At 48.0% G+C, this 20,991-nt stretch carries 21 protein-coding genes and 1 pseudogene; all 22 read left to right on the top strand.

The annotated features are described in order from the left end of the window. Positions 1–55 precede the first annotated feature (55 nt). The 22 genes and pseudogenes from POF51_RS04055 (at position 56) to POF51_RS03945 (ending at position 20,944) form a co-directional block, all read left to right on the top strand. Positions 56–892, top strand: a complete 837-nt coding sequence (locus tag POF51_RS04055) for a heptaprenyl diphosphate synthase component 1 (RefSeq protein WP_017248112.1) — start codon at positions 56–58, stop codon at positions 890–892. A 4-nt stretch (positions 893–896) separates the two neighbouring features. Next, a complete protein-coding gene (locus POF51_RS04050; protein WP_069845335.1) occupies positions 897–1,616 on the top strand; it encodes a demethylmenaquinone methyltransferase in 720 nt (239 codons plus the stop codon). Positions 1,617–1,693: 77 nt separating this feature from the next. Beyond that, complete coding sequence (locus POF51_RS04045; RefSeq protein ID WP_017248114.1) at positions 1,694–2,563, top strand: UbiA-like polyprenyltransferase; 870 nt, start codon at positions 1,694–1,696, stop codon at positions 2,561–2,563. After that, the gene (locus POF51_RS04040; protein ID WP_017248115.1) at positions 2,560–3,156 is read left to right on the top strand and encodes a UbiX family flavin prenyltransferase; all 597 of its coding nucleotides are present in this window, start codon (positions 2,560–2,562) and stop codon (positions 3,154–3,156) included. Before POF51_RS04045 ends, POF51_RS04040 begins: the two co-directional genes overlap by 4 nt. Before the next feature lie 4 nt (positions 3,157–3,160). Continuing rightward, a pseudogene (locus POF51_RS04030) lies at positions 3,161–4,017 on the top strand (menaquinone biosynthesis protein). A gap of 9 nt (positions 4,018–4,026) precedes the next feature. Beyond that, the gene (locus POF51_RS04025; protein ID WP_017248117.1) at positions 4,027–4,992 is read left to right on the top strand and encodes a polyprenyl synthetase family protein; all 966 of its coding nucleotides are present in this window, start codon (positions 4,027–4,029) and stop codon (positions 4,990–4,992) included. Positions 4,993–5,096: 104 nt separating this feature from the next. Further along, positions 5,097–5,540, top strand: a complete 444-nt coding sequence (gene ndk, locus POF51_RS04020) for a nucleoside-diphosphate kinase (RefSeq protein WP_007716560.1) — start codon at positions 5,097–5,099, stop codon at positions 5,538–5,540. Positions 5,541–5,669: 129 nt separating this feature from the next. Beyond that, the gene (locus POF51_RS04015; RefSeq protein ID WP_017248118.1) at positions 5,670–6,443 is read left to right on the top strand and encodes a CheR family methyltransferase; all 774 of its coding nucleotides are present in this window, start codon (positions 5,670–5,672) and stop codon (positions 6,441–6,443) included. 76 nt (positions 6,444–6,519) lie between these two features. Beyond that, positions 6,520–6,678, top strand: coding sequence for a hypothetical protein (locus POF51_RS04010; protein ID WP_007716564.1), 159 nt, complete (start codon positions 6,520–6,522; stop codon positions 6,676–6,678). Between the two features lie 226 nt (positions 6,679–6,904). Further along, entirely contained in the window at positions 6,905–8,068 is a 1,164-nt protein-coding gene (aroC, locus tag POF51_RS04005; protein WP_017248119.1) for a chorismate synthase, read from the top strand. Beyond that, positions 8,068–9,168 (top strand): 3-dehydroquinate synthase, encoded by a 1,101-nt coding sequence (gene aroB / locus POF51_RS04000; RefSeq protein ID WP_069845333.1) that lies wholly within the window; start codon positions 8,068–8,070, stop codon positions 9,166–9,168. Before aroC ends, aroB begins: the two co-directional genes overlap by 1 nt. A gap of 2 nt (positions 9,169–9,170) precedes the next feature. Then, positions 9,171–9,548, top strand: a complete 378-nt coding sequence (gene aroH / locus POF51_RS03995) for a chorismate mutase (RefSeq protein ID WP_069845332.1) — start codon at positions 9,171–9,173, stop codon at positions 9,546–9,548. 292 nt (positions 9,549–9,840) lie between these two features. Continuing rightward, entirely contained in the window at positions 9,841–11,355 is a 1,515-nt protein-coding gene (gene trpE, locus POF51_RS03990; RefSeq protein ID WP_069845331.1) for an anthranilate synthase component I, read from the top strand. Beyond that, a complete protein-coding gene (gene trpD, locus POF51_RS03985; protein ID WP_069845330.1) occupies positions 11,349–12,374 on the top strand; it encodes an anthranilate phosphoribosyltransferase in 1,026 nt (341 codons plus the stop codon). Before trpE ends, trpD begins: the two co-directional genes overlap by 7 nt. After that, positions 12,364–13,164, top strand: a complete 801-nt coding sequence (gene trpC / locus POF51_RS03980) for an indole-3-glycerol phosphate synthase TrpC (RefSeq protein ID WP_069845329.1) — start codon at positions 12,364–12,366, stop codon at positions 13,162–13,164. The genes trpD and trpC overlap by 11 nt, the downstream gene beginning before the upstream one ends. Continuing rightward, entirely contained in the window at positions 13,161–13,829 is a 669-nt protein-coding gene (locus POF51_RS03975) for a phosphoribosylanthranilate isomerase (protein ID WP_069845328.1), read from the top strand. Before trpC ends, POF51_RS03975 begins: the two co-directional genes overlap by 4 nt. Beyond that, positions 13,792–15,012, top strand: coding sequence for a tryptophan synthase subunit beta (gene trpB, locus POF51_RS03970; RefSeq protein ID WP_069845327.1), 1,221 nt, complete (start codon positions 13,792–13,794; stop codon positions 15,010–15,012). Before POF51_RS03975 ends, trpB begins: the two co-directional genes overlap by 38 nt. 2 nt (positions 15,013–15,014) lie before the next feature. Then, positions 15,015–15,833, top strand: coding sequence for a tryptophan synthase subunit alpha (gene trpA / locus POF51_RS03965; protein WP_017248127.1), 819 nt, complete (start codon positions 15,015–15,017; stop codon positions 15,831–15,833). Positions 15,834–15,862: 29 nt separating this feature from the next. Continuing rightward, the gene (gene hisC, locus POF51_RS03960) at positions 15,863–16,957 is read left to right on the top strand and encodes a histidinol-phosphate transaminase (protein ID WP_069845326.1); all 1,095 of its coding nucleotides are present in this window, start codon (positions 15,863–15,865) and stop codon (positions 16,955–16,957) included. 68 nt (positions 16,958–17,025) lie between these two features. Then, the gene (locus POF51_RS03955; protein ID WP_069845499.1) at positions 17,026–18,129 is read left to right on the top strand and encodes a prephenate dehydrogenase; all 1,104 of its coding nucleotides are present in this window, start codon (positions 17,026–17,028) and stop codon (positions 18,127–18,129) included. A 90-nt stretch (positions 18,130–18,219) separates the two neighbouring features. Then, a complete protein-coding gene (gene aroA, locus POF51_RS03950; RefSeq protein ID WP_069845325.1) occupies positions 18,220–19,500 on the top strand; it encodes a 3-phosphoshikimate 1-carboxyvinyltransferase in 1,281 nt (426 codons plus the stop codon). 322 nt (positions 19,501–19,822) lie between these two features. Continuing rightward, positions 19,823–20,944 (top strand): amidohydrolase family protein, encoded by a 1,122-nt coding sequence (locus POF51_RS03945; RefSeq protein WP_069845324.1) that lies wholly within the window; start codon positions 19,823–19,825, stop codon positions 20,942–20,944. The last annotated feature ends 47 nt before the right edge of the window (positions 20,945–20,991 follow it).

Raw genomic sequence — 20,991 nt, 5'->3', positions numbered from 1 at the left:
AACAGTACGGAACAGGCAGACATCTTTAGGTTGTGCAGCTTGTGGAGGAGGACGCATGAGCAAAGAACTTTCCCCGAATGTAGAAGAGGTTCGGTCCATTATCGAACAAATCTACAAGAGAATCACCCATTCCTATGTAGAACATTATGTTGACGTTCCTTCCATGGCGGAAAATCGTCTAGAGCTGTTGTACCTTTTTTTGCTGGAACAAGGTATGCCGAAGGAAAAGGCTTCGGTTTTATGTACAGCAACAGGACTTGTCCAATTGGGACTGGACACGCATGAGCTCGTGAAAAATGAGTACGACTCCTCACAGAGCGCGGAGCGAAACCGACAGCTGACCGTACTTGCGGGTGATTATTACAGCAGTCGCTATTATCACCTTCTGGCTTCAGCGGGTGAAATCCAAGCTATTCAAGTGTTGTCGGCAGCCATTCAGCGAGTGAACGAAGCGAAAATGAGACTCTACATCGCTGGGCGAGATAGCAAGATTTTATCAGATGAAGAGTACTGGGAACTGCGAAATACGATTGATACGGGCTTATACGTGGCTGTTGTAGAGGAGTATGCTGATTCAGCTGATCGCCGTCGATTCTGGAGCGATCTGATGAAGGAAACAGCCAAGGTAGAGAGTGTGATCGGAGAGTGGGAGCAGCTCAAATGGCAAGAACAAGTCCCTTTTGGTTTTGCCCGTTTTTTGCTGCAAAAACCCGGTGCTACACTCGCGCAAGTTTTGTCTGGCGTTGAGGGAAAAGCCATCGAATTAATCGGTTTATGTGAGCAAATGGTGCGTACGCTGCATCCGGCAGAGACGCGGAACATGCTTGCATCCATTACGGCACGGTACTCCCATCGGATCAGTCGCTTGAAGAAGGTAATTGAGGAGATGTAGCCAAGTGAACCAGACACAGATGAATGAGAAAGCAGAGTACGTTCACTCCGTTTTCGAGAGCATTGCAAACGATTACGACAAAATGAATAATGTAATCAGCTTTGGCAGTCATATTGCTTGGCGTAATTACACGATGAAGCAGATGAATATTCAGCCAGGGCATACAGCGTTGGATGTCGCTTGTGGTACAGCAGACTGGACCATTGCATTGGCCAAGGCAGTTGGTAAAGAAGGCAGCGTTGTTGGCCTTGATTTCAGCCAAAATATGTTGGATGTCGGGGCATATAAAGTGGCGAACGCAGGTGTTGGCAACAACGTAAAGCTAGTAAACGCAGATGCGATGAATCTGCCCTACGAGGATCATACATTCGACTTCGTGACAATCGGGTTTGCCCTGCGCAATGTACCGGATGTTCAGCAGGTCTTGAATGAAATGGCGCGTGTTGTGAAGCCGGGCGGTAAAGTCGTTTCTCTGGAAGTGTCCAAGCCCCCGTTCCTTCCGTACCGGAAGCTATTTTACTTATATTTCTACAAAATCTTGCCATTTATCGCGAAGCTGACAGTCAACAAGTACGAAGAGTATGCGTGGCTGCCACAATCCCTGACCAATTTCCCGGACAGTCGCGAACTGGCAAGCATGTTTCAGAAAGCAGGCTTGGACCCGGTTCAGGTCAAATTGTTTATGGGCGGCGTATCAGCCTTGCATATTGGCACAAAGCCATAGGTTGACGAATGCGATGGCCCCAAACGCGTATATGGGGAGTAAACCGGTATTTCTTCACTAGATAGGAAGTGTCATAGATGGGTCTACGTAAATTGAAAGTCATCTTGGAAATGATTAAATTCGAGCACTCCCTTTTTGCCTTGCCTTTTGCTTTTATGGGAGCTGTTTTGGGAAGTATTGTGGTAGAGAATGCATGGCCTACCTGGTCAGAAATTTTCTGGGTGACGGTAGCGATGGTGGGCGCTCGAAGTGCAGCGATGTCCTTAAACCGTGTCATCGACCGGGTAATTGATGCGAAAAATCCTCGGACGGTCACACGAGCGATACCTGCTGGTCTCATTTCGATTGTGGAAGTCATTTTATTTATCGTGGTGTCCTTTGCGGTGTTGTTCATTGCTGCATTCCAGTTAAATGATTTGGCTGTGAAATTGTTGCCACTCGCTGTGTTTGTTCTTGTGCTTTATTCCTATACGAAACGTTTTACTTGGCTTTGCCATTTTGTTCTCGGGGTTGCCATCGGGTTTGGTCCGTTAGGTGGCTGGGTAGCGACAACAGGTCAAGTAGATGGCATCGGCCTTCTATTGTTTGCATCTGTTATGTTCTGGACAGCAGGATTTGATATCATTTATGCGTGCCAGGACGCAGATTTTGACCGTAAAGAAGGACTTTATTCCATGCCGAGCCGCTTCGGAATTGCCAATGCACTTCTGATTGCCCGCGTATGCCACGTTCTTACTTTCGTTGGTCTGATGTCGTTGTATGTAGTCGCAGACTTGTCTATCTGGTTCTTGGTAGGCGTGCTCATTTCTGGTGCGATTTTGATCTATGAACACACGCTGGTAAAGCCGACAGACCTGTCCAAGCTGGACATGGCATTCTTCAATATGAATGGTATCTTGAGTGTCGTGATGTTTACCTTTACGATGATTGATTTGGTGATTGCATGAACAAGCAAAAGTGGGCTGTCGGGATAACGGGTGCAAGTGGTGCTATCTATGGTGTTCGAGTCGTCCAGGAGCTTTTACGTGCTGGACATATCGTTCACTTGATGATTACAGAAGCAGGCTGGCAAGTATTTCGTGATGAACTGGATTGGCACACGGATGACAGAGAAGCTCTATTGCAGGAGAAGCTGCAACAAGACTTTTCGGGTGAGCTACATTATTGGGGACTGCGAGATTTCAATTGTCCCGCAGCCAGTGGTTCCTATCGCTGTGACGGTATGATCGTAGTACCGTGCTCGATGGGGACTGTTTCTGGCATCGCGCATGGTGCATCAGGTAATTTGCTGGAGCGCGTTGCAGATGTCATGATCAAGGAAGGTCGGCGCTTGGTCATCGTTCCGAGAGAGACGCCGCTCAATGCGATTCAGCTCGAGAACATGCTCAAATTAAGTCGTCTGGGAGTCAAGATTCTGCCTGCTATGCCAGGTTACTATCAGAAGCCGCAAACCATGGATGATCTGATCAATTTTGTAGTAGGGAAAACTTTGGATGCAATTGATGTACCACATTCGCTGTTCCGGCGTTGGGGGGAATAAACGCATGCAAAAGTCTTTGCGTGTTGGACAAATTTTGTATACCAATGTATTGCCGGTTTACTTCTATTTTGATCAGGCGAAATTCGAAGACCGAATCGAATTCATCCGCCAGGTTCCTGCCCAGTTAAACACTGCAATGGCGAATGGCGAGATAGACTTGGGACCGATTTCTTCGTTTAGCTATGCAGAGCATGCCTCCGAATACGTGGCATTGGCAGATCTGTCTGTCAGTGCCAAGGGGAGAGTAGGCTCTTGTTCAGCAAAAAGCCGATTGAACAAATAAACGGTGCCAAAATAGCCTTGACCAACACATCGGCTACCACAGTGAACCTCTTAAAGATCATTCTCCATAAGTTTTACGATTATGAGATTTCCTACGTTACACAGGAACCCATTTTGCAAGAAATGCTGGAGGATGCTGATGCAGCGCTCTTGATCGGGGACGACGCTATTTCGGCTGAGCGAACGGCCAAAGACCTGCATGTCTATGACTTAGGAGAGCTGTGGCATCAATTTACGGGCTATTCCATGACCTTTGCCATTTGGGCTCTTCGTCGAGCGGTTATTGCCGATCAGCATGATTTGATCGCGGAAGTCCATGCTTCTTTTTTAGAGAGCAAAAGGAAAACAAGAGCGAATACAGCCCCTTTGATTGACTACGTTCACACACATTTCGGTGGAGAGAAAGAGCAATGGATCCACTATTTCCAAGGATTACAGCACGATTTCGGTGACGTTCAGCGGATTGGACTGGAGTACTATTACCGATGCGCAGCGGAGCTGGGACTTCTATCGGCACCTGCAACCGTCGATCTGTGGCAAGCTGGCGGCCGACAGACCAATACTACGTTGACGAGATAGGTGGAACGGATGAATCTAGTCGATATTTACTTCAAGATGAAAAAAGATGTCCAATACATAGAAGATGAACTGGAAAAAGCGATTGATACGCCGGTTCGAGAGCTGTATCTATCTTCGACTCACTTACTCAAGGCAGGAGGAAAGCGGATTCGTCCCGTTTTTGTTTTGCTTGGCGGTAAGTGGGGCAATTACGATGTCAAGAAGCTAAAGCATGTGGCCGTTCCTCTTGAACTGATCCACATGGCTTCGCTTGTCCATGATGATGTGATTGATGATGCGGATAAGCGTCGCGGAAAAGATACCGTTCGGATGAAGTGGGATAACAAAGTAGCCATGTACGCAGGCGACTATATTTTTGCGCGGGCATTGGCCATTGCCTCCCAGCTCCCGATTCCGCAATTGCACCAAATTCTCTCGAATGCAATCGTCGAGGTTTGCAAGGGAGAGATCGAGCAAGTAAAGGATTTGAATAACTGGGACCAAAATTTCCGTACGTATTTGCGCAGAATCAAACGAAAAACGGCGCTTTTAATTGCGATTAGCTGTCAATTAGGAGCAGTGGCAAGCGGAGCGTCAGCTGACATGATTCGCAAAATGTACTGGTACGGCTACAATGTGGGGATGGCTTTTCAAATTACCGACGACATTTTGGACTTTACAGGGACTGAGAAGCAGTTAGGGAAGCCTGCTGGAAGTGACTTGGTGCATGGAAACATTACGTTGCCTGCGCTTTATTCTGCTCATCATGGAAAGGCACGTGCGCAATTCCAGGAATGGATCGCGCAAAATACGTTTTGGGATCATACGGATGAAGCAGTTCGTATGGTGCGAGAAGATGAGGGCATTGCTTTTTCGCAGCGCCTCGCTGAACGTTACATCGCCCGTGCGCATGCCATTCTCGTAGATTTACCTAACAACCAAGCTAAGACATCTTTGACAGGTATCGCCAATTACATCATCGATCGCAAATTTTAATGATTTTTTGACGGTCTTCCTGTTGCTTGACCACTCTAGTTTTGATAAAATTTACGTTGGTGTCCTATGCACCAATACATAGCTCTAATGGAGGCATACTTACAATGGAAAAAACATTCCTTATGGTAAAACCAGATGGCGTACAACGCAACCTGATCGGGGAAATCGTATCCCGTTTTGAGAAAAAAGGCTACCAACTCGTAGGTGCTAAGCTGATGACAGTAAGCCGCGAACTGGCTGAAGAACACTATGCAGAGCACAAAGAGCGCCCATTCTTCGGTGAACTGGTAGACTTCATCACTTCCGGACCAGTATTCGCTATGGTATGGCAAGGTAACAACGTAATCACAACTGCTCGCGCTATGATGGGCAAAACAAACCCAGTAGACGCTGCTTCCGGTACGATCCGTGGCGATTTCGCTACTTCCGTTGGCATGAACATCATCCACGGTTCTGACTCTCCTGAGAGCGCTGAGCGTGAAATCGGCCTGTGGTTCTCCGCTGAAGAAGTTCTCTCCTTCGAGAAAACAATCCAACGCTGGATCTAAGACTGATCGAGAAAACCCCCATTTAGTGGGGTTTTCTTTTTTTTGTCAAAATCTTTGTCAAAACAGATAGGATAATGACGAAATATAGCGAATGAAGTTAAGGAGTTTTTAAAGGGGGTACGATTCAGCATGGAAGATAAGGACTTTCTCCAATTTATTGCTAGTGTGAAGAAAATGACTGGAATTGATCTTGCCCTCTACAAGGAAGCACAGATGAAGCGCCGTCTAACCTCGTTGAGACAAAAGCGGGGGTACAACACATTTGCCCAGTATTTCGATGCCATCGCTAAAGACAAGGAGCTTTTCTATGAGTTCCTCGATAGGATGACCATCAACGTATCGGAATTTTTCCGCAATCCAGGCCGGTGGGAAGTTCTCGAGAATAAAATTTTGCCACGCTTGGCGAAGCAATCGCCGCGGGTGAAATGCTGGAGTGCTGCATGCTCGACAGGGGAGGAGCCGTACACACTCTCACTGATTTTGCTGAGCAAGAAGATGGATGCGACCGTGCTCGCTTCCGATATTGATGAGGGAGCACTGGCAAAAGCAAAGCAAGGGGTATACACGGATCGCTCCCTGCAAGATTGTCCGAAAGACCTCGTAACGAAGTATTTTGAAAAAGATACACTCAGCTATCGCATAACGGACGAAGTGAAGAGAAAAGTGACGTTCAAAAAACATAATTTATTGGCGGACTCATTTGATTCTCAATTTGATTTGATTATTTGCCGGAACGTGATGATTTACTTTACCGAAGAAGCAAAGCATGAGCTGTATCATAAGTTTAGCCGGGCACTGAAACCTGGTGGGGTACTCTTTGTAGGCAGCACGGAACAAATTTTTCAGCCGCAACAATACCAACTGGAGACAGAGGATACGTTCTTCTATCGAAAAATGGGTTGATTCATGTTGGCCTTGGTATATCTCTGCTGTTTTTTCCCAAGACTAGGAATACCTACTTTGCAAGAGGAGGCAGCAGATGGATAAACACAAGGTCATCGAAGCATACCGTCGAGGGCTGATCACGCTGCAGGAATGTGGTCAGATATTAGGGGCGGAGAGGACACAACTAGATGATTTGATACGCGTAGATCACACTCGCAAACCGCTGAGCCCCAATCCTTTTTTCAACGTGTAGGTATGTCAATCCTGATTTATTCGCGATAGCGTAACGAGAGCGCTTCTCCTTATACGGAGGGGCGTTTTCCTGTAAAAAGAAAAGGTTTTTCGCAGACGTTTGCCACTTTTGTATTTCCACGGCGTACTAGGTATGATATTATAGCGCTTAAAAGTGATAAAGGACAGCATCCCGAAAAGAGTCATTTTGGGATACAGGCTGCCTGGAGGATGGAGGAAGGATAGAGATGCGTTACTTGACAGCAGGGGAATCCCACGGGCCGCAATTAACAGCTATCATTGAGGGCGTACCGAGCAACTTGCCGATTTCCATTGAGGAAATTAATGAGCAGTTGGCACGTCGTCAGAAAGGCCATGGCCGCGGCAGAAGAATGCAGATTGAAAAGGATCAGGTGAAAATTCTTTCTGGTGTCCGTCATGGATATACAACCGGAGCTCCTATCACACTGGTCGTTGAAAATAATGATTGGACGCATTGGCAAGGAATCATGAGTGCTGAACCTGTAGAGGAAGGCACTGAAGAAAAGCGTCGTGTTTCCCGTCCACGCCCTGGACATGCTGATTTAAACGGGGCTATTAAGTATCATCAACGCGATATGCGCAATATTCTGGAACGTTCCAGCGCTCGTGAGACCACTGTCCGCGTAGCTGTTGGTGCAGTAGCTCGCCAATTGCTGGCTCCATTTGGTATCCGTATTGGCGGACAGGTACTCCAGATCAATGAGATCGTGGCGAAGCGACAAGAAGTAAGTCTGGACGAGCTGATTGCACGCACAGAAGAATCGCCAGTACGCTGCTTGGATAAAGAAGCAGAGCCACTGATGATGGCGGCGATTGATAAAGCAAAAGAAGACGGGGATTCCCTCGGTGGTACCGTAGAAGTTATCGTTGAAGGCGTGCCGATTGGTTTGGGTAGCCATGTGCAATGGGACCGCAAGCTGGATGGACGTCTTGCACAAGCGATTATGAGCATTCAGGCTTTCAAAGGTGTCGAAATCGGTATCGGATTCGAGGCATCTGGTCTGAAAGGCTCGCAAGTTCATGACGAGATTATTTGGAACGAAGAAACCGGCTACAGCCGTAAAACAAACCGTGCAGGTGGACTCGAAGGCGGAATGACGACAGGAATGCCTGTAGTTGTTCGGGGTGTCATGAAACCGATCCCTACCTTGTACAAACCGTTGATGAGTGTGGATATTGACTCGAGAGAGCCATTCTCAGCGAGCATTGAGCGTTCCGACAGTTGTGCTGTTCCAGCGGCAAGTGTGGTTGCGGAGGCAGTGGTAGCGTGGGAGATCGCGAGTGCAATGTGCGAAAAATTCCCTTCTGATTCTCTTGACGACATGGCAGAAAACGTACGTCAATACCGTGCGTACACGGAGAAATTCTAATGAGTGTAGAGAAGCTGACTGTTGAACTGGGGGAGCGTTCCTACGAGATTGTGATAGGCGACGGTCTTTTGCACGATGCAGCAGCGTTGCTAGTAGAGGCAGGAATTGCTTCTACTAGCAAGCTGATGATTGTCACAGATGAGAATGTAGCGGTTCATTACCTAGAGCCTTTGCTTGAAGTTTTGCGACAGCATGGGTATCAGGCCCACTCAGCTGTCATCGCTGCTGGAGAACAATCGAAGAGCCTGGCTGTCTACGAACGATTGATGACAGAGGCAATTGATGCAGGACTGGACAGGAAGTCTGCTGTATTGGCTCTCGGTGGTGGAGTCGTCGGAGACTTGGCTGGATTTGTGGCTGCTACGTACATGCGCGGCATTGATTTCGTTCAAATGCCGACCACCTTGCTCGCACATGATAGTTCGGTTGGTGGAAAAGTAGCGATCAATCATCCACTCGGAAAAAATCTCATTGGTGCTTTTCATCAGCCGAAAGTTGTCATTTACGACACGAAAGCATTGCATAGCTTACCGAAGCGGGAGGTCGCAGCAGGTTTTGCAGAAGTTGTTAAGCATGGTCTTATCGCCGACGCTGCCTTTGTCGATTGGCTGGAAGACAACGCGGATAGGCTATGGCAGCTCGATTCAGAATTATTAGGGAAAGCCATTGAAAAAGGTTGCGCAGTCAAAGCGGCTATTGTTTCGCAAGACGAGACAGAGCAAGGGCAGCGTGCATTGCTTAATTTGGGTCATACGTTTGGGCATGCATTTGAAGCGCTGTCTGCTTACTCCACCCTGAATCATGGGGAAGCTATCTCAATTGGGATGTGTTTGGCAGCCAAGGTAGCAGAACGCATTGGTTTTGCCGAGACAGGTGTATACAATCGCACGAAACGGATGCTGGAATTGTTCCACTTGCCAACGGCGTGGCCGGGTAATCTCTCGCCAGAAGCTGTGCTGGAAGCCATGAAACGGGACAAAAAGACGGTAGGCGGAAAACTGGCATTGGTGTTGCCTAGGGCAATCGGGCAGGTTGAAGTCGTCAAAAATATAGAAGAAGAACTCATACTGGGAGTCATGAGAGAAGAAGTGGAGGGATAAGGATGGGAATGAGAGGAATCAGAGGCGCAGTCACGGTGGAAGCCGATACGCGCGAAGAGATTGTCTCCTCTACAAAATGGTTGTTGGAAGAAATGGTAAGTCGCAATGAAGTAAACCCCGAAGACATTGGTAGTATTATTATCACGACGACAGAGGACCTCTGTGCGACCTTCCCTGCTCAAGCGGCTCGCCTGCTTGAAGGAGAAGCTTGGCAATATGTGCCACTCATGTGCGCAAGAGAAATCCCAGTGCCGGGTGGCTTGCCGCTTTGTATTCGTGTCATGATGCATGTGAATACAGACAAGACAGCAAAAGACATGCATCACGTCTTTTTGCGTGATGCAGTCAAGTTGCGCCCGGATTTGACAAATCGCGGTTGACAATTAGGGCGCTCTCTTTTACCATAAGTGAAACGAGAGCGCCTCGTTTTTCCGGTAATAAGCAAAAGCCGGCTGAGAGCAGAGAATGAGTTGAGCAGAGTTGAGATGAGTTAGGTTGAGGAGAGAAGAGAAGGCTGGGTACATATTGACACCCAATCCAGGTCTCTTTGTCTGGGTTTTTTTTGTATACAAAAAATTCCTCCCCCCCTACCTCTCGCTCTAGGAAGCGGGTGTAGAAAAGGCGGATGTCTGATTCCCTTTTCTCTCCCACTAATTGAGGAGATGAGAGTTCATGTATTTCCCTTCCCTTGCCGAGGTTAAGACCCTCTCGGCGTCGTATTCCCTTATCCCTGTAAGCATGAAACTGTTGGCGGATCAGGAGACACCGATTCGCTTGTATCAGAAGATTCGCACGAGTGATTCCTTTTTGCTGGAGAGCGTAGAAGGTGGTGCGCGCTGGGCTCGTTTTTCGTTCATTGGCATGAATCCTTTTCAAATCGTAGAAGCAAAAGGGGAAGAAATCACCATTTCCTATCGTACTGGTGAAAAGCTTGTCCAGACAGGAAATCCCGTCTCCTTTTTGCGTGAAGAAACCGATCGCTACAAAAGCCCAAAGCTACCCGGGTTACCTCGTCTCAGTGGAGGTGCGGTAGGCTTTTTCGGCTACAATACGCTGCGCTACTTCGAAAATTTGCCAGCACATCGCAAGGAAGCTGTACGAGTGCCGGATATGCGCTTTCTGTTCGTTGATGAGATGATCGCCTTTGATCATTTGAAGCAGGAAATTCAATTGATTGTGAACCTCCATGTGGAGCCAGGCGACACTGCGGATACTATTGGTGAAAAATACAAGCAAGTCTGCGAACGAATCGAGGAGCTCGCTGCAAAAGTTATGGCTCCGCTTGAAATGGATCAACGCATTCAAGTAGCGGCGGATACACCAACGCCATTAGCAGTAGAGCCAAATATGACGCGTGAGCAATACGAGCAACTAGTCGTGCAGGCGAAAGAATATATCGCAGCCGGCGACATTTTTCAAGTCGTGTTGTCGCAACGTTTTTCTGTAAAGACAGATGTCGATCCTTTTGCGGTGTATCGATTGTTGCGCACGTTGAATCCTTCCCCGTATATGTACTATCTCGAATACGAGGGCGAGACCGTGGTCGGGACATCACCAGAACTGCTCGTGCGTGTAGAAGATGAAAAAGTAGAGATGCGACCGATTGCCGGAACGCGGAAAAGAGGGGCAACCCCACAAGAAGATGCTGCGCTGGCGGCTGATCTTTTGGCAGATAAAAAGGAGAGAGCCGAGCACTACATGCTGCTGGATCTAGGGCGCAACGATGTAGGAAAGGTCTCTGCTTACGGAAGTGTGAAAGTGGAGGAAGCACTGATTATTGAAAACTACTCCCATGTGATGCATATGGTTTCGCATGTGACAGGCAAGCTTCGTGAGGGACTACACGCTTTCGATGCATTGCTAAGCGCTTTTCCAGCAGGGACGGTATCTGGTTCTCCCAAGCTACGGGCGATGGAAATTATTGCAGAGCTCGAGCCTGACGCACGCCATCTGTATGCGGGAGCAATCGGCTACATTTCATTTGATGGTTCACTTGATAGCTGTATCACGATTCGAACGTTGTTCTTTCAGGATGGGTACGCACATGTACAAGCAGGAGCAGGCATCGTAGCGGACTCAGTCCCTGCGAGTGAATATCAAGAGACGGTGAACAAAGCAGCAGCGATGCTCTCCGCTTTAGAAAAAGCTGAACAGATGTTTGTCAGAAAGGTGGAGTTGTCATGCTAACATACGCGCTGGAACAAATTCTGCTTGGGAAGCACTTAACACGGACGGTTGCAGAAGAGGCCATGGGTGAGATTATGGACGGAAAGGCAACTCCGGCTCAAATTGGTGCATTTTTAGCGAGTCTTCGCTTGAAAGGCGAGCAAGTGGAAGAGATTATCGGTTTTGCTAAAGCGATGAGAGCGCGGGCGATGAGTTTTCCGATCGATCTGCCAGGTCTGGTAGACACCTGCGGAACAGGAGGAGACGGAAGTCACACCTTTAACATTTCGACGGCGAGTGCCATTGTCGCAGCAGCTGACGGTGTACGTATCGCCAAGCACGGGAATCGTGCAGTTTCCAGCAAAAGTGGCAGTGCTGATGTGTTGGAAGCGTTGGGAGTGCCCGTCAATTTATCTCCAAAGGACGCTGCAGATTGCCTGCGAGCGACCAATCTCTGCTTCCTGTTCGCTCCTCTGTACCACCAAGCAATGAAGCATGCAGCTGGACCGCGAAAAGAATTGGCGATTCGCACAGTATTTAATTTATTGGGACCATTGACGAATCCAGCAGGTGCCAGCCATCAGCTTATGGGCGTGTATGATGCCAAGCTGCTTCCAAATGTAGCCGCAGTCTTACACGAGCTGGATGTGAACAGAGCGCTCGTTGTCGCAGGTTCGGATGGTCTAGATGAATTGACGGTAACGGGAACGAGTCATATTGCCGAGTTGCGCGATGGGCGTATTTTGACGTATGAAATCGAGCCTGAGCAGTTCGGTCTTCGCAGACATGAAAAGGATGCTTTGCGCGGCGGTGATGCCAATGAGAATGCCAAGATCATTCACGACGTGTTTTCCGGTGCACGTGGGGCAGCACGCGACATCGTTTTGCTGAATGCGGGCGCGATCCTCTACCTCGCAGATCGTGTTAGCTCGATTGAAACAGGGGTTATACGTGCAGCGGAATTGATAGACAGCGGACTGGTCACGCGAAAGCTTGAGCACGTTCGTCACATCGCAGGAGGTATGATTCATGCTTCGTAAAATCGTAGAAAAGAAACGCGAAGAGATCGCACGTCTTCAAGCAGAAACAACCGTTTCAGCATTGCTCGCAGCAACGAAAGAAGTACAACGTCCACGTGGATTTCGTCACGCATTGGAGACAAGTGTACGGCCTGTAAGCGTGATTGCCGAAGTAAAAAAAGCATCGCCATCCAAAGGGTTAATCCGACCTGATTTCCAAGCAGTGACCATTGCGAAGGCTTATCAGGCAGCTCGCGCAGAATGTTTGTCTGTTTTGACAGACGAGTCCTTTTTCCAAGGGAGCTTGAGCTATCTACGGCAAATTCACGAGGCAATTGATCGTCCATTACTCAGAAAAGACTTTCTACTTGATGAAATTCAAGTCGTGGAAGCAAGAGCAGCAGGCGCTGATTGTGTGTTGCTCATTGCAGCCATTCTCGATCGAGAAACACTTCGCCACCTGAACCAAACTGCCGAGGAGCTGGGCATGGATGTACTGGTGGAGGTTCATGACAAACGCGAGTGCGAGCTTGTTTTTCAAGCAATGGAACCTAAATTGCTCGGGATCAACAATCGAAACTTAAATACGTTTCAAACTGACCTAGCCGTTACGCATGAGCTGATTGCAAAACTGCCTACGTCATTGACGATTGTGAGCGAAAGTGGGATTTCGACACCAGCGGATATTGAGAATGTACGAAGTGCAGGTGCCCGGGCTGTCTTGATTGGAGAGCATTTCATGCGCCAAACAGACGTAGAGCGCGCAGTCATTGATCTCGTGGGAGAAGCTGCACCGGGGGTGAGTGTATGACTCGTTTGAAAATATGCGGGATTAAGCGAGCGGAAACACTTTCGCTGTTAAAAGAGCTGGAAGTCGATTACGTAGGCCTTGTTTTTGCCCCAAGTAAGCGACAAGTAGATGCCCAGACTGCTGGACAATTGCTTGCAGCCGTTTCGGGCCATCCTCCTGCTGTTGGTGTGTTCGTAAATCCGACGATGGAAGAACTGGAGGAAGTGCTACGTGAGGCACCATTATCTGTGATCCAATTGCATGGACAGGAGACGCCACAATTTTGCCAGCAAGTTCGGGAGCGGTTTGCAATTCCGGTATGGAAGGCGTTGGCAGTGGGCGGAGAAGCGGATGCTGCTCAAGCAATTGAATCCTATCGAGGCATTGTCAGTGCCTTTTTGTTTGATACGTATGACCCTAGTCAAGCAGGTGGTACAGGGAAAAAGTTTTCGTGGGAGCAAATCCCTGCATTGCAAGCAGCATGCGAGGAAGCAGACTGCATCATTGCTGGAGGGATTCATGCGGAGAATGTCGGAGAATTAATGAGGCAGTATCAAGCAGGGATAGTCGATGTGTCCAGTGGAGTAGAGACAGATGGCGAAAAAGACGCCGAAAAAATAAAAACATTGGTGGAGAGGGTGAAGGCGCATGAACAACATTCAAACAACTACGCGAGTCGTGCCTGACGAAAACGGACGATTTGGTGCCTTCGGAGGCAAGTTTATTCCGGAAACCTTGATGAATGCGGTGACAGAACTCGAGATCGCTTTTGAAGAAGCACGTCGAGACCCGGCATTTGTTCAAGAATTGAATGGACTGCTCAGCGAGTATGCTGGACGCCCAACTCCGCTCACCTATGCAGAGCGTTTGACGAAAACGGTCGGCGGTGCCCAAATCTATTTGAAACGAGAAGATCTTAACCATACGGGTGCACATAAATTGAACAATGCTTTGGGCCAAGCCTTGCTAGCCAAGCGCATGGGCAAAAAATCAATTATTGCCGAAACGGGCGCTGGTCAGCACGGAGTGGCAAGTGCAACTGTGGCAGCAAAGCTCGGACTCTCTTGCAAGGTGTTCATGGGGGAAGAAGATATTCGTCGCCAGTCGTTGAATGTTTTTCGGATGAAGCTACTTGGTGCCGAAGTCATTCCTGCTGTATCCGGCTCACGTACACTTAAGGATGCGACAAACGAAGCGATTCGCCATTGGGTTTCCCATGTCGAAGAAACGTTTTATGTCATCGGATCTGTCGTTGGCCCACATCCATATCCGTACATCGTACGCGAATTCCAAAAAATTATCGGAGAAGAGACTCGCAGTCAAGTCCTGCAAATGCTCAAAAGGCTTCCAGACGAGATCGTTGCTTGCGTTGGTGGCGGCAGCAATGCGATTGGCATGTTTTATCCGTTCATTCAGGATGAGTCTGTCGCGCTTAGAGGGGTAGAAGCGGCAGGAAAAGGAATCGATACTGAAAAACATGCAGCAACACTAACACTTGGACGCCCGGGAGTCATCCACGGTTCCTTAACCTACTTGTTGCAGGATGAATGCGGACAGGTGCAAGAAGCGCATTCGATTTCGGCTGGCTTGGATTATCCAGGAGTAGGACCTGAGCACGCCTATCTCAAAGACAGTGGAAGAGTGACCTATACATCGGTAACAGATACGGAAGCGCTCGAGGCAGTACAAGTGCTTTGTCAAACGGAAGGGATCATTCCAGCGTTGGAGAGCGCACATGCGATAGCTGAAGCGATAAAACGTGCGAAAGAAATGACTTCAGATCAAATACTCGTGATCTGCTTGTCTGGTCGAGGGGACAAAGACGTACTAACTATTCAAGAAGCGCTGACAGCAGGAGGGGGAGAGTAATCATGACGACAGCTCTTAACAGAATCGATCAATTATTCGCGGATCGTGATCGCAAACGATTCATCCCATTTCTAACGGTAGGCGATCCTTCAATAGAAGCAACCTTTCATCTCGTAAAAGCGATGGTCGAAGCAGGAGCAGATCTCATTGAGCTCGGCGTCCCTTACTCCGATCCCTTGGCAGATGGCCCAACGATACAACGGGCTTCAGAACGCGCGCTGAAAAATGGCGTGACGATCGGGGATGCTTTGCACTTGGTCAAAAGGCTTCGCGAATCAGGTATGGAGGCTTCCATCGTCCTGTTCACCTACTTCAATCCGGTTTTACAATATGGCATCGAGCGCTTTTTTGCCGATCTCGCGGCCTATGGTGCTGATGGTGTTGTGATTCCTGATTTACCGATTGAGGAAAACGGTCCAGTAGTAACCGCAGCACAACAGAATGGCATTCATGTCATTTCGCTGGTGGCACCAACTTCTAGTTCCAGAATCAATACGATTGGCGCGCAAGCAACCGGATTTCTTTATTGTGTATCGTCGCTCGGTGTGACGGGTGCCCGTGTAGACCTGCGAGAGGATTTGGCAGATTTTCTGGAACGAGTAAAGGCCAGTACATCGGTTCCTACTGCGGTAGGCTTCGGAATATCCACGCCGGATCAGGTACGAGCAGTAGCACCCCATACAAATGGTGTCATTGTGGGAAGTGCCATTGTACAGCTAATCGAGGAACATGCTGAGCAACTGAAAGACCCAAAACAGATGCCAGAAGCAGTAGAAAAAATAAAAACCTTTGTACATCAGTTAGCCAGTGCGCTACAATAGTGGGAAAAATGTGACTGGAGTGAACGTGGATGCAACCGAAACAACGCATACTCAATGCCCCGGTATATCAACCTGGCAAGCCCATTGATGACGTTAAACGTGAATTTGGTTTGACCGAAGTCATCAAGCTGGCGTCCAACGAAAATCCTTTTGGTTCCTCACCGAAGGCTAAAGCCGCCATTGCGGAACAGTTGGACAATTTGGCCCTATATCCAGACGGTGCAAGCCTTAATCTACGCTGGGATCTTGCTGACTTCCTCGGAGTCAAACCAGGTCAATTGTTTTTCGGCAACGGGTCTGATGAAATTCTGTTGATGATCTCTCGTGCTTTTTTGGGTGAAGGAACAAATGCAGTCATGGCGACGCAAACGTTCTCGCAATATCGCTCAAATGGGATTATTGAAGGAGCAGACTTGATTGAGGTGCCGTTGAAAGATGGCGTTCACGATCTCGAAGCGATGGCGGCTGCCATCAACGAACAGACGAAGGTCGTATGGGTGTGTAACCCGAACAATCCATCTGGGACGATTGTAACAACATCCGAGTTGGAAGCTTTTCTGAAAAAGGTTCCCAAAAATGTGCTGGTCGTATTGGATGAGGCTTACTACGAGTATGTGGTGGATCCAGAGTATCCACAAACAGTACCGATGCTCGCTGAGTATCCGAACCTGATTATTTTGCGTACTTTCTCCAAAATCTACGGTCTGGCTGCCCTTCGTATCGGCTACGGGGTCGCGTCAGAGGAGCTCATTTCCTCTTTGGAACATGTGCGTGAGCCGTTTAATACAGGCACACTTGGCCAAGTAGCAGCACGTGCGGCGTTAAAAGACCAGGAATTTGTGAAAACATGCCGCGATCGTAACCGTGAAGGCATGAAGCAGTTTACCGATTCCTTTGACGAGTGGGGAATTTCCTACTATCCATCTCAGACCAACTTTATCTTGGTTGATTTGAAAAGGGATTCCGATGAAGTATTTAAGAAGCTGCTCTCTCAAGGCATCATCGTTCGCTCTGGTAATGCGCTAGGCTTCCCAGGTTTTCAACGTATTACCATCGGGACCAAAGAGCAAAATGATAAGATTCTTTCTGTATTAAAAGAAATCGTGACTGGAGCATTGAAATAAAGAACAAAGATGCCGGGCATGCCTCGGCATCTTTGTCTAGAGAGATGAAGGAAGGATAGAGAGTGGAGATGAAAAGAACCACCATTACTGTAATCGGCGTCGGGTTGATTGGCGGCTCAATCGCGCTGTCTATGCGACGTGATCCAAATATTCGGGTAGTCGGCTACGATTTACGTAAGGATTGTTTGGATAAAGCACTGACTCTTGGTGTCATTCATGCTGGCACAACTGATTTGCAGACTGCAGTTCGAGAAGCAAATGTCATTTTCCTCGCATCACCTGTAGAGCAAATCGTTGCAACCATTCGCTCGTTAGTGGAAATGGATCTGCAGCCTGGTGTGATCATTACGGATGTTGGCAGTACAAAAGCAGGTATTGTGAGACAAGCGGTGGATGTCATTCCCGATCATGTTACGTTTATTGGTGGACATCCGATGGCTGGCTCGCATAAATCCGGCGTGGAAGCTGCTTCTGACCGTCTTATGGAAAACGCCTATTATGTTTTGACACCAGCGCCGGGAACACCTGAAGAAAAAGTAAAGCAATTGTCTGAACTACTTACACTGACTCGTGCAAAAGTCGTGCAAATGGACGCGGATTCGCATGATCAGGTCGTGGGTGCAGTCAGCCATTTCCCGCATATTCTCGCTTCTGCTCTGGTCAATCTGGTGGCAGGGTACGACGAGGAAAATGCTTGGCATGCTACGCTTGCTGCTGGTGGCTTCCGTGACATTACGCGCATTGCATCGAGCAACCCTCAGATGTGGCGTGACATTTTGCTGCAAAACCGTGATCCGATCCTGAAAATCGCAAAAGATTGGGCAAATGCATTGGAAGATGTCGTTCACCTTGTAGAACAGGGAGATCCAGAAGGAATCGAGCATTTCTTCAAAACGGCACGAGAATTCCGCGACAGCTTGCCTGAGCGCAAAACGGGTGCATTACCTCCTTTGAACGATTTGTATATCGATATCCCTGACAACCCGGGTGAAATCGGACGAATTACGACACTATTGGGAGCAAGAGAAATCAACATCACGAATCTCCAAATCAGAGAGACACGAGAAGACATTTATGGGGTGCTACGCATTACGTTCCATTCGCAACAAGAGTTGGAAAAGGGAGAGGAAGTTCTTCGCTTTTTCGATTACAATGTATACAAGCGCACATAAGTTTTTTTATGCAAACACACTTTACAACGAAGACGCTTCACAGTGCGATGGCGTTCTGGGAGAGCGTGAGAGAGAAAAGGAGTGGAAGAAATGCTTCGTGTACAACAAGCCAAACAAATCAAAGGTACCGTTCGCGTGCCAGGAGATAAATCCATTTCCCATCGTGCAGTTATGTTTGGAGCTCTAGCAGAAGGAACCACAACCATTGAAGGCTTTTTGCCGGGTGCCGATTGCTTGAGCACGATTAGCTGCTTTCGTCGGATGGGGATTGAGATTGAACAACAAGGAGATGCCGTAACCGTACAAGGAAAAGGCTGGTATGGCTTGCAGGAACCGTCTCAACATTTGGATGTAGGGAACTCCGGGACGACCATTCGTTTAATGGCAGGGATCATGGCAACACAGCCTTTTCATGTGGTGATGGAAGGCGATGAGTCCATTGCCAAAAGACCAATGCGTCGTGTGATCGGACCGCTCCGTCAAATGGGCGCCAAAATCGATGGAAGAAAAGACGGCGAATACACACCGTTATCCATTCGAGGTGGGGAGCTTCAAGGGTTCGCGTATCAATCCCCAGTTGCGAGTGCACAAGTGAAGTCAGCGATTATGCTGGCAGGGTTGCAGGCAAAAGGCGTGACGAGTGTAACAGAGCCGCATTTATCCCGCGATCATACGGAGCGTATGCTGCAAGCATTTGGTGTACAAGTTGTGCGTGATGGCTTGACCGTTTCGGTAGAAGGCGGACAAAAGCTGAAGGGCCGTGCCATTTCTGTTCCCGGTGACATTTCTTCCGCTGCCTTTTTGATTGCGGCTGTAATGGTTGTACCAGGCAGCTCTCTTCTCATTGAAAATGTCGGAATTAACCCAAGCCGCACGGGCATTATTGATGTTGTCAAGGCGATGGGGGGAAGTCTGGAGCTTTTGAATGAGCGAGTCGTAAATGAAGAGCCGGTTGCAGACCTCCTCGTGACACATTCGGAGCTGCACGGTATTGAAATTGCTGGAGATATCATTCCACGCCTGATTGACGAAATTCCGGTGATTGCGGTCATGGCAACGCAGGCCAAAGGTCAAACCGTTATCCGTGATGCGGAAGAGCTGAAAGTAAAGGAGACAGACCGTATTGCCACGGTGGTTAGTCAACTGTCCAAATTCGGAGCTAGGGTGACAGCTACAGATGACGGAATGATCATCGAAGGAAAAACAGGATTGACAGGGGCTGTCATCGATAGCATGGGGGATCACCGAATCGGCATGGCGATGGCGATTGCGGGTCTCGTTGCCGAGGGAGAGACGACCATCGAAAATGATGATGCGATTGATGTATCGTTCCCTGGCTTCCATGACTTGCTTGTGAAAATCAGCCAATAAGAAAAAATGAAAGAGAAGTCTGTGCCTTTATAAGGTAGCAGGCTTCTTTTTTTGAGGGAGGACAAAGCGTTCCGAATTTTAGCAAAAATGATTTGACAAGCGCTTACATTCCGTTTATTATAAAACTACAGTATGGTTTCTCTCCACTCCTATCCAATATAAGAAAGCACGTGTGTGCTACCGTCGTTTGAATGCGCTTACATCAACGGCGGTCTTTTTTTGTTTAAAAAGCGGTTTGATCCTCATTAGTACTTTTTCTCCTTTCTGTGCATATGCTCGTACAAGGGTAGTGTGTGCATGAGAAACGGGAGGGGGACGAGCTATGCTGGAGCAAGGGACGGTCATACGTGGGGGAACGATTGTCACAGCACTAGGAATGAAAGAAGTAGATATTTGGATTCGTCATGGGAAAATTGTACGAATGGCTAAAGATACCTTGACGAAAAACCCCTTCAACGATTTATATGAAGAAATAGATGCTACCGGTATGTATCTTTTGCCCGGTTTCGTCGCACTCCCGACACATTCGTTGTATAAAATCAAAGATGTTGATGTTTATATAGAAGCCATGCGAAATCTCATCAGCTCGGGATGTACAAGCCTGGTGGACGTCTTCCAGCCAGAGCGTTGGATGAGCAGACCGCAAATTCACTATCAACAAACCCAGCACTTCAACAGTTTGTTGGATTATGTTTGGCATGTGGAAATCGATGTCGCTGATCTTCACGGTGACCGCTTAGCGGAGTGGATGAACCATGGCTATTCTTCGTTTCATGTCACGATTCGAAATCCAGAAGAAATTTCCACAATAAAATGGGAAACGCTTTTGCAACTTCATACGTCTAAACATACGATCCTGCACATGCAGGTACAGAATGATCCGTTTTTGAAAAAAGAACAACGGGAACTCATTAGACAGATTTGGATGGAGGCTACTCGTTATTGGCGATTACGCACAGTCATCACTGATTCTCAAGCGGCCTTTCATTTTGAAGAAAATGATCCGTTCCTGCATATCTTTCGTTTACCTGCTGAAGTGACGGATCAAGGTCTTCGTCAATTACATCGTCAATGGTTTGGGAGTTGGCAAGTAGCATCTCCGATTCACGATGTGCGGATTGATACACGAAAGAACTGGTGTACGCCTGAAGAATTGCTTTGCTTGCTAGTCAGGCTCACTTCGACAAATGTCGCAAAAGCAATTGGACTGTATCCGCGAAAAGGAAGCTTGACAACTGGCGCAGACGCTGATATCGTTTTCCTGAAAAAGGAAAACTGGTTGACAAAGAATGATCTTTCCACTATTCTCAATTTTAGTGAAATGCATCTTCCAACATCTGTTATGTCGAACGGTAAATGGATATATCGAAATATGCGATTTATCCCTTTGATTGGTATGGGTAAGTGTTTATTCGACACGAAGCCCTACGCTTATGTCATATAACCCCGGTTGGGGGTTTTTTCGTGAATGGTTTCCAGCAGACACACGAG

Origin of the sequence: Brevibacillus sp. AG (genome assembly GCF_028369215.1) — a bacterium.
Taxonomy (GTDB): Bacteria; Bacillota; Bacilli; order Brevibacillales; family Brevibacillaceae; genus Brevibacillus; species Brevibacillus porteri.
Note: the sequence above shows the minus strand (reverse complement) of the source record. Positions and strands in the feature narration are given on the sequence as shown.

What these genes read in the sequence shown, in the direction of transcription:
- POF51_RS04055 (WP_017248112.1), top strand. Translation starts at nt 56, where the DNA reads ATGAGCAAAGAACTTTCCCCGAATGTAGAAGAGGTTCGGTCCATTATC.
- POF51_RS04045 (WP_017248114.1), top strand. Translation starts at nt 1,694, where the DNA reads ATGGGTCTACGTAAATTGAAAGTCATCTTGGAAATGATTAAATTCGAG.
- POF51_RS04040 (WP_017248115.1), top strand. Translation starts at nt 2,560, where the DNA reads ATGAACAAGCAAAAGTGGGCTGTCGGGATAACGGGTGCAAGTGGTGCT.
- POF51_RS04025 (WP_017248117.1), top strand. Translation starts at nt 4,027, where the DNA reads ATGAATCTAGTCGATATTTACTTCAAGATGAAAAAAGATGTCCAATAC.
- ndk (WP_007716560.1), top strand. Translation starts at nt 5,097, where the DNA reads ATGGAAAAAACATTCCTTATGGTAAAACCAGATGGCGTACAACGCAAC.
- POF51_RS04015 (WP_017248118.1), top strand. Translation starts at nt 5,670, where the DNA reads ATGGAAGATAAGGACTTTCTCCAATTTATTGCTAGTGTGAAGAAAATG.
- POF51_RS04010 (WP_007716564.1), top strand. Translation starts at nt 6,520, where the DNA reads ATGGATAAACACAAGGTCATCGAAGCATACCGTCGAGGGCTGATCACG.
- aroC (WP_017248119.1), top strand. Translation starts at nt 6,905, where the DNA reads ATGCGTTACTTGACAGCAGGGGAATCCCACGGGCCGCAATTAACAGCT.
- aroB (WP_069845333.1), top strand. Translation starts at nt 8,068, where the DNA reads ATGAGTGTAGAGAAGCTGACTGTTGAACTGGGGGAGCGTTCCTACGAG.
- aroH (WP_069845332.1), top strand. Translation starts at nt 9,171, where the DNA reads ATGGGAATGAGAGGAATCAGAGGCGCAGTCACGGTGGAAGCCGATACG.
- trpE (WP_069845331.1), top strand. Translation starts at nt 9,841, where the DNA reads ATGTATTTCCCTTCCCTTGCCGAGGTTAAGACCCTCTCGGCGTCGTAT.
- trpD (WP_069845330.1), top strand. Translation starts at nt 11,349, where the DNA reads ATGCTAACATACGCGCTGGAACAAATTCTGCTTGGGAAGCACTTAACA.
- trpC (WP_069845329.1), top strand. Translation starts at nt 12,364, where the DNA reads ATGCTTCGTAAAATCGTAGAAAAGAAACGCGAAGAGATCGCACGTCTT.
- POF51_RS03975 (WP_069845328.1), top strand. Translation starts at nt 13,161, where the DNA reads ATGACTCGTTTGAAAATATGCGGGATTAAGCGAGCGGAAACACTTTCG.
- trpB (WP_069845327.1), top strand. Translation starts at nt 13,792, where the DNA reads ATGAACAACATTCAAACAACTACGCGAGTCGTGCCTGACGAAAACGGA.
- trpA (WP_017248127.1), top strand. Translation starts at nt 15,015, where the DNA reads ATGACGACAGCTCTTAACAGAATCGATCAATTATTCGCGGATCGTGAT.
- hisC (WP_069845326.1), top strand. Translation starts at nt 15,863, where the DNA reads ATGCAACCGAAACAACGCATACTCAATGCCCCGGTATATCAACCTGGC.
- POF51_RS03955 (WP_069845499.1), top strand. Translation starts at nt 17,026, where the DNA reads ATGAAAAGAACCACCATTACTGTAATCGGCGTCGGGTTGATTGGCGGC.
- aroA (WP_069845325.1), top strand. Translation starts at nt 18,220, where the DNA reads ATGCTTCGTGTACAACAAGCCAAACAAATCAAAGGTACCGTTCGCGTG.
- POF51_RS03945 (WP_069845324.1), top strand. Translation starts at nt 19,823, where the DNA reads ATGCTGGAGCAAGGGACGGTCATACGTGGGGGAACGATTGTCACAGCA.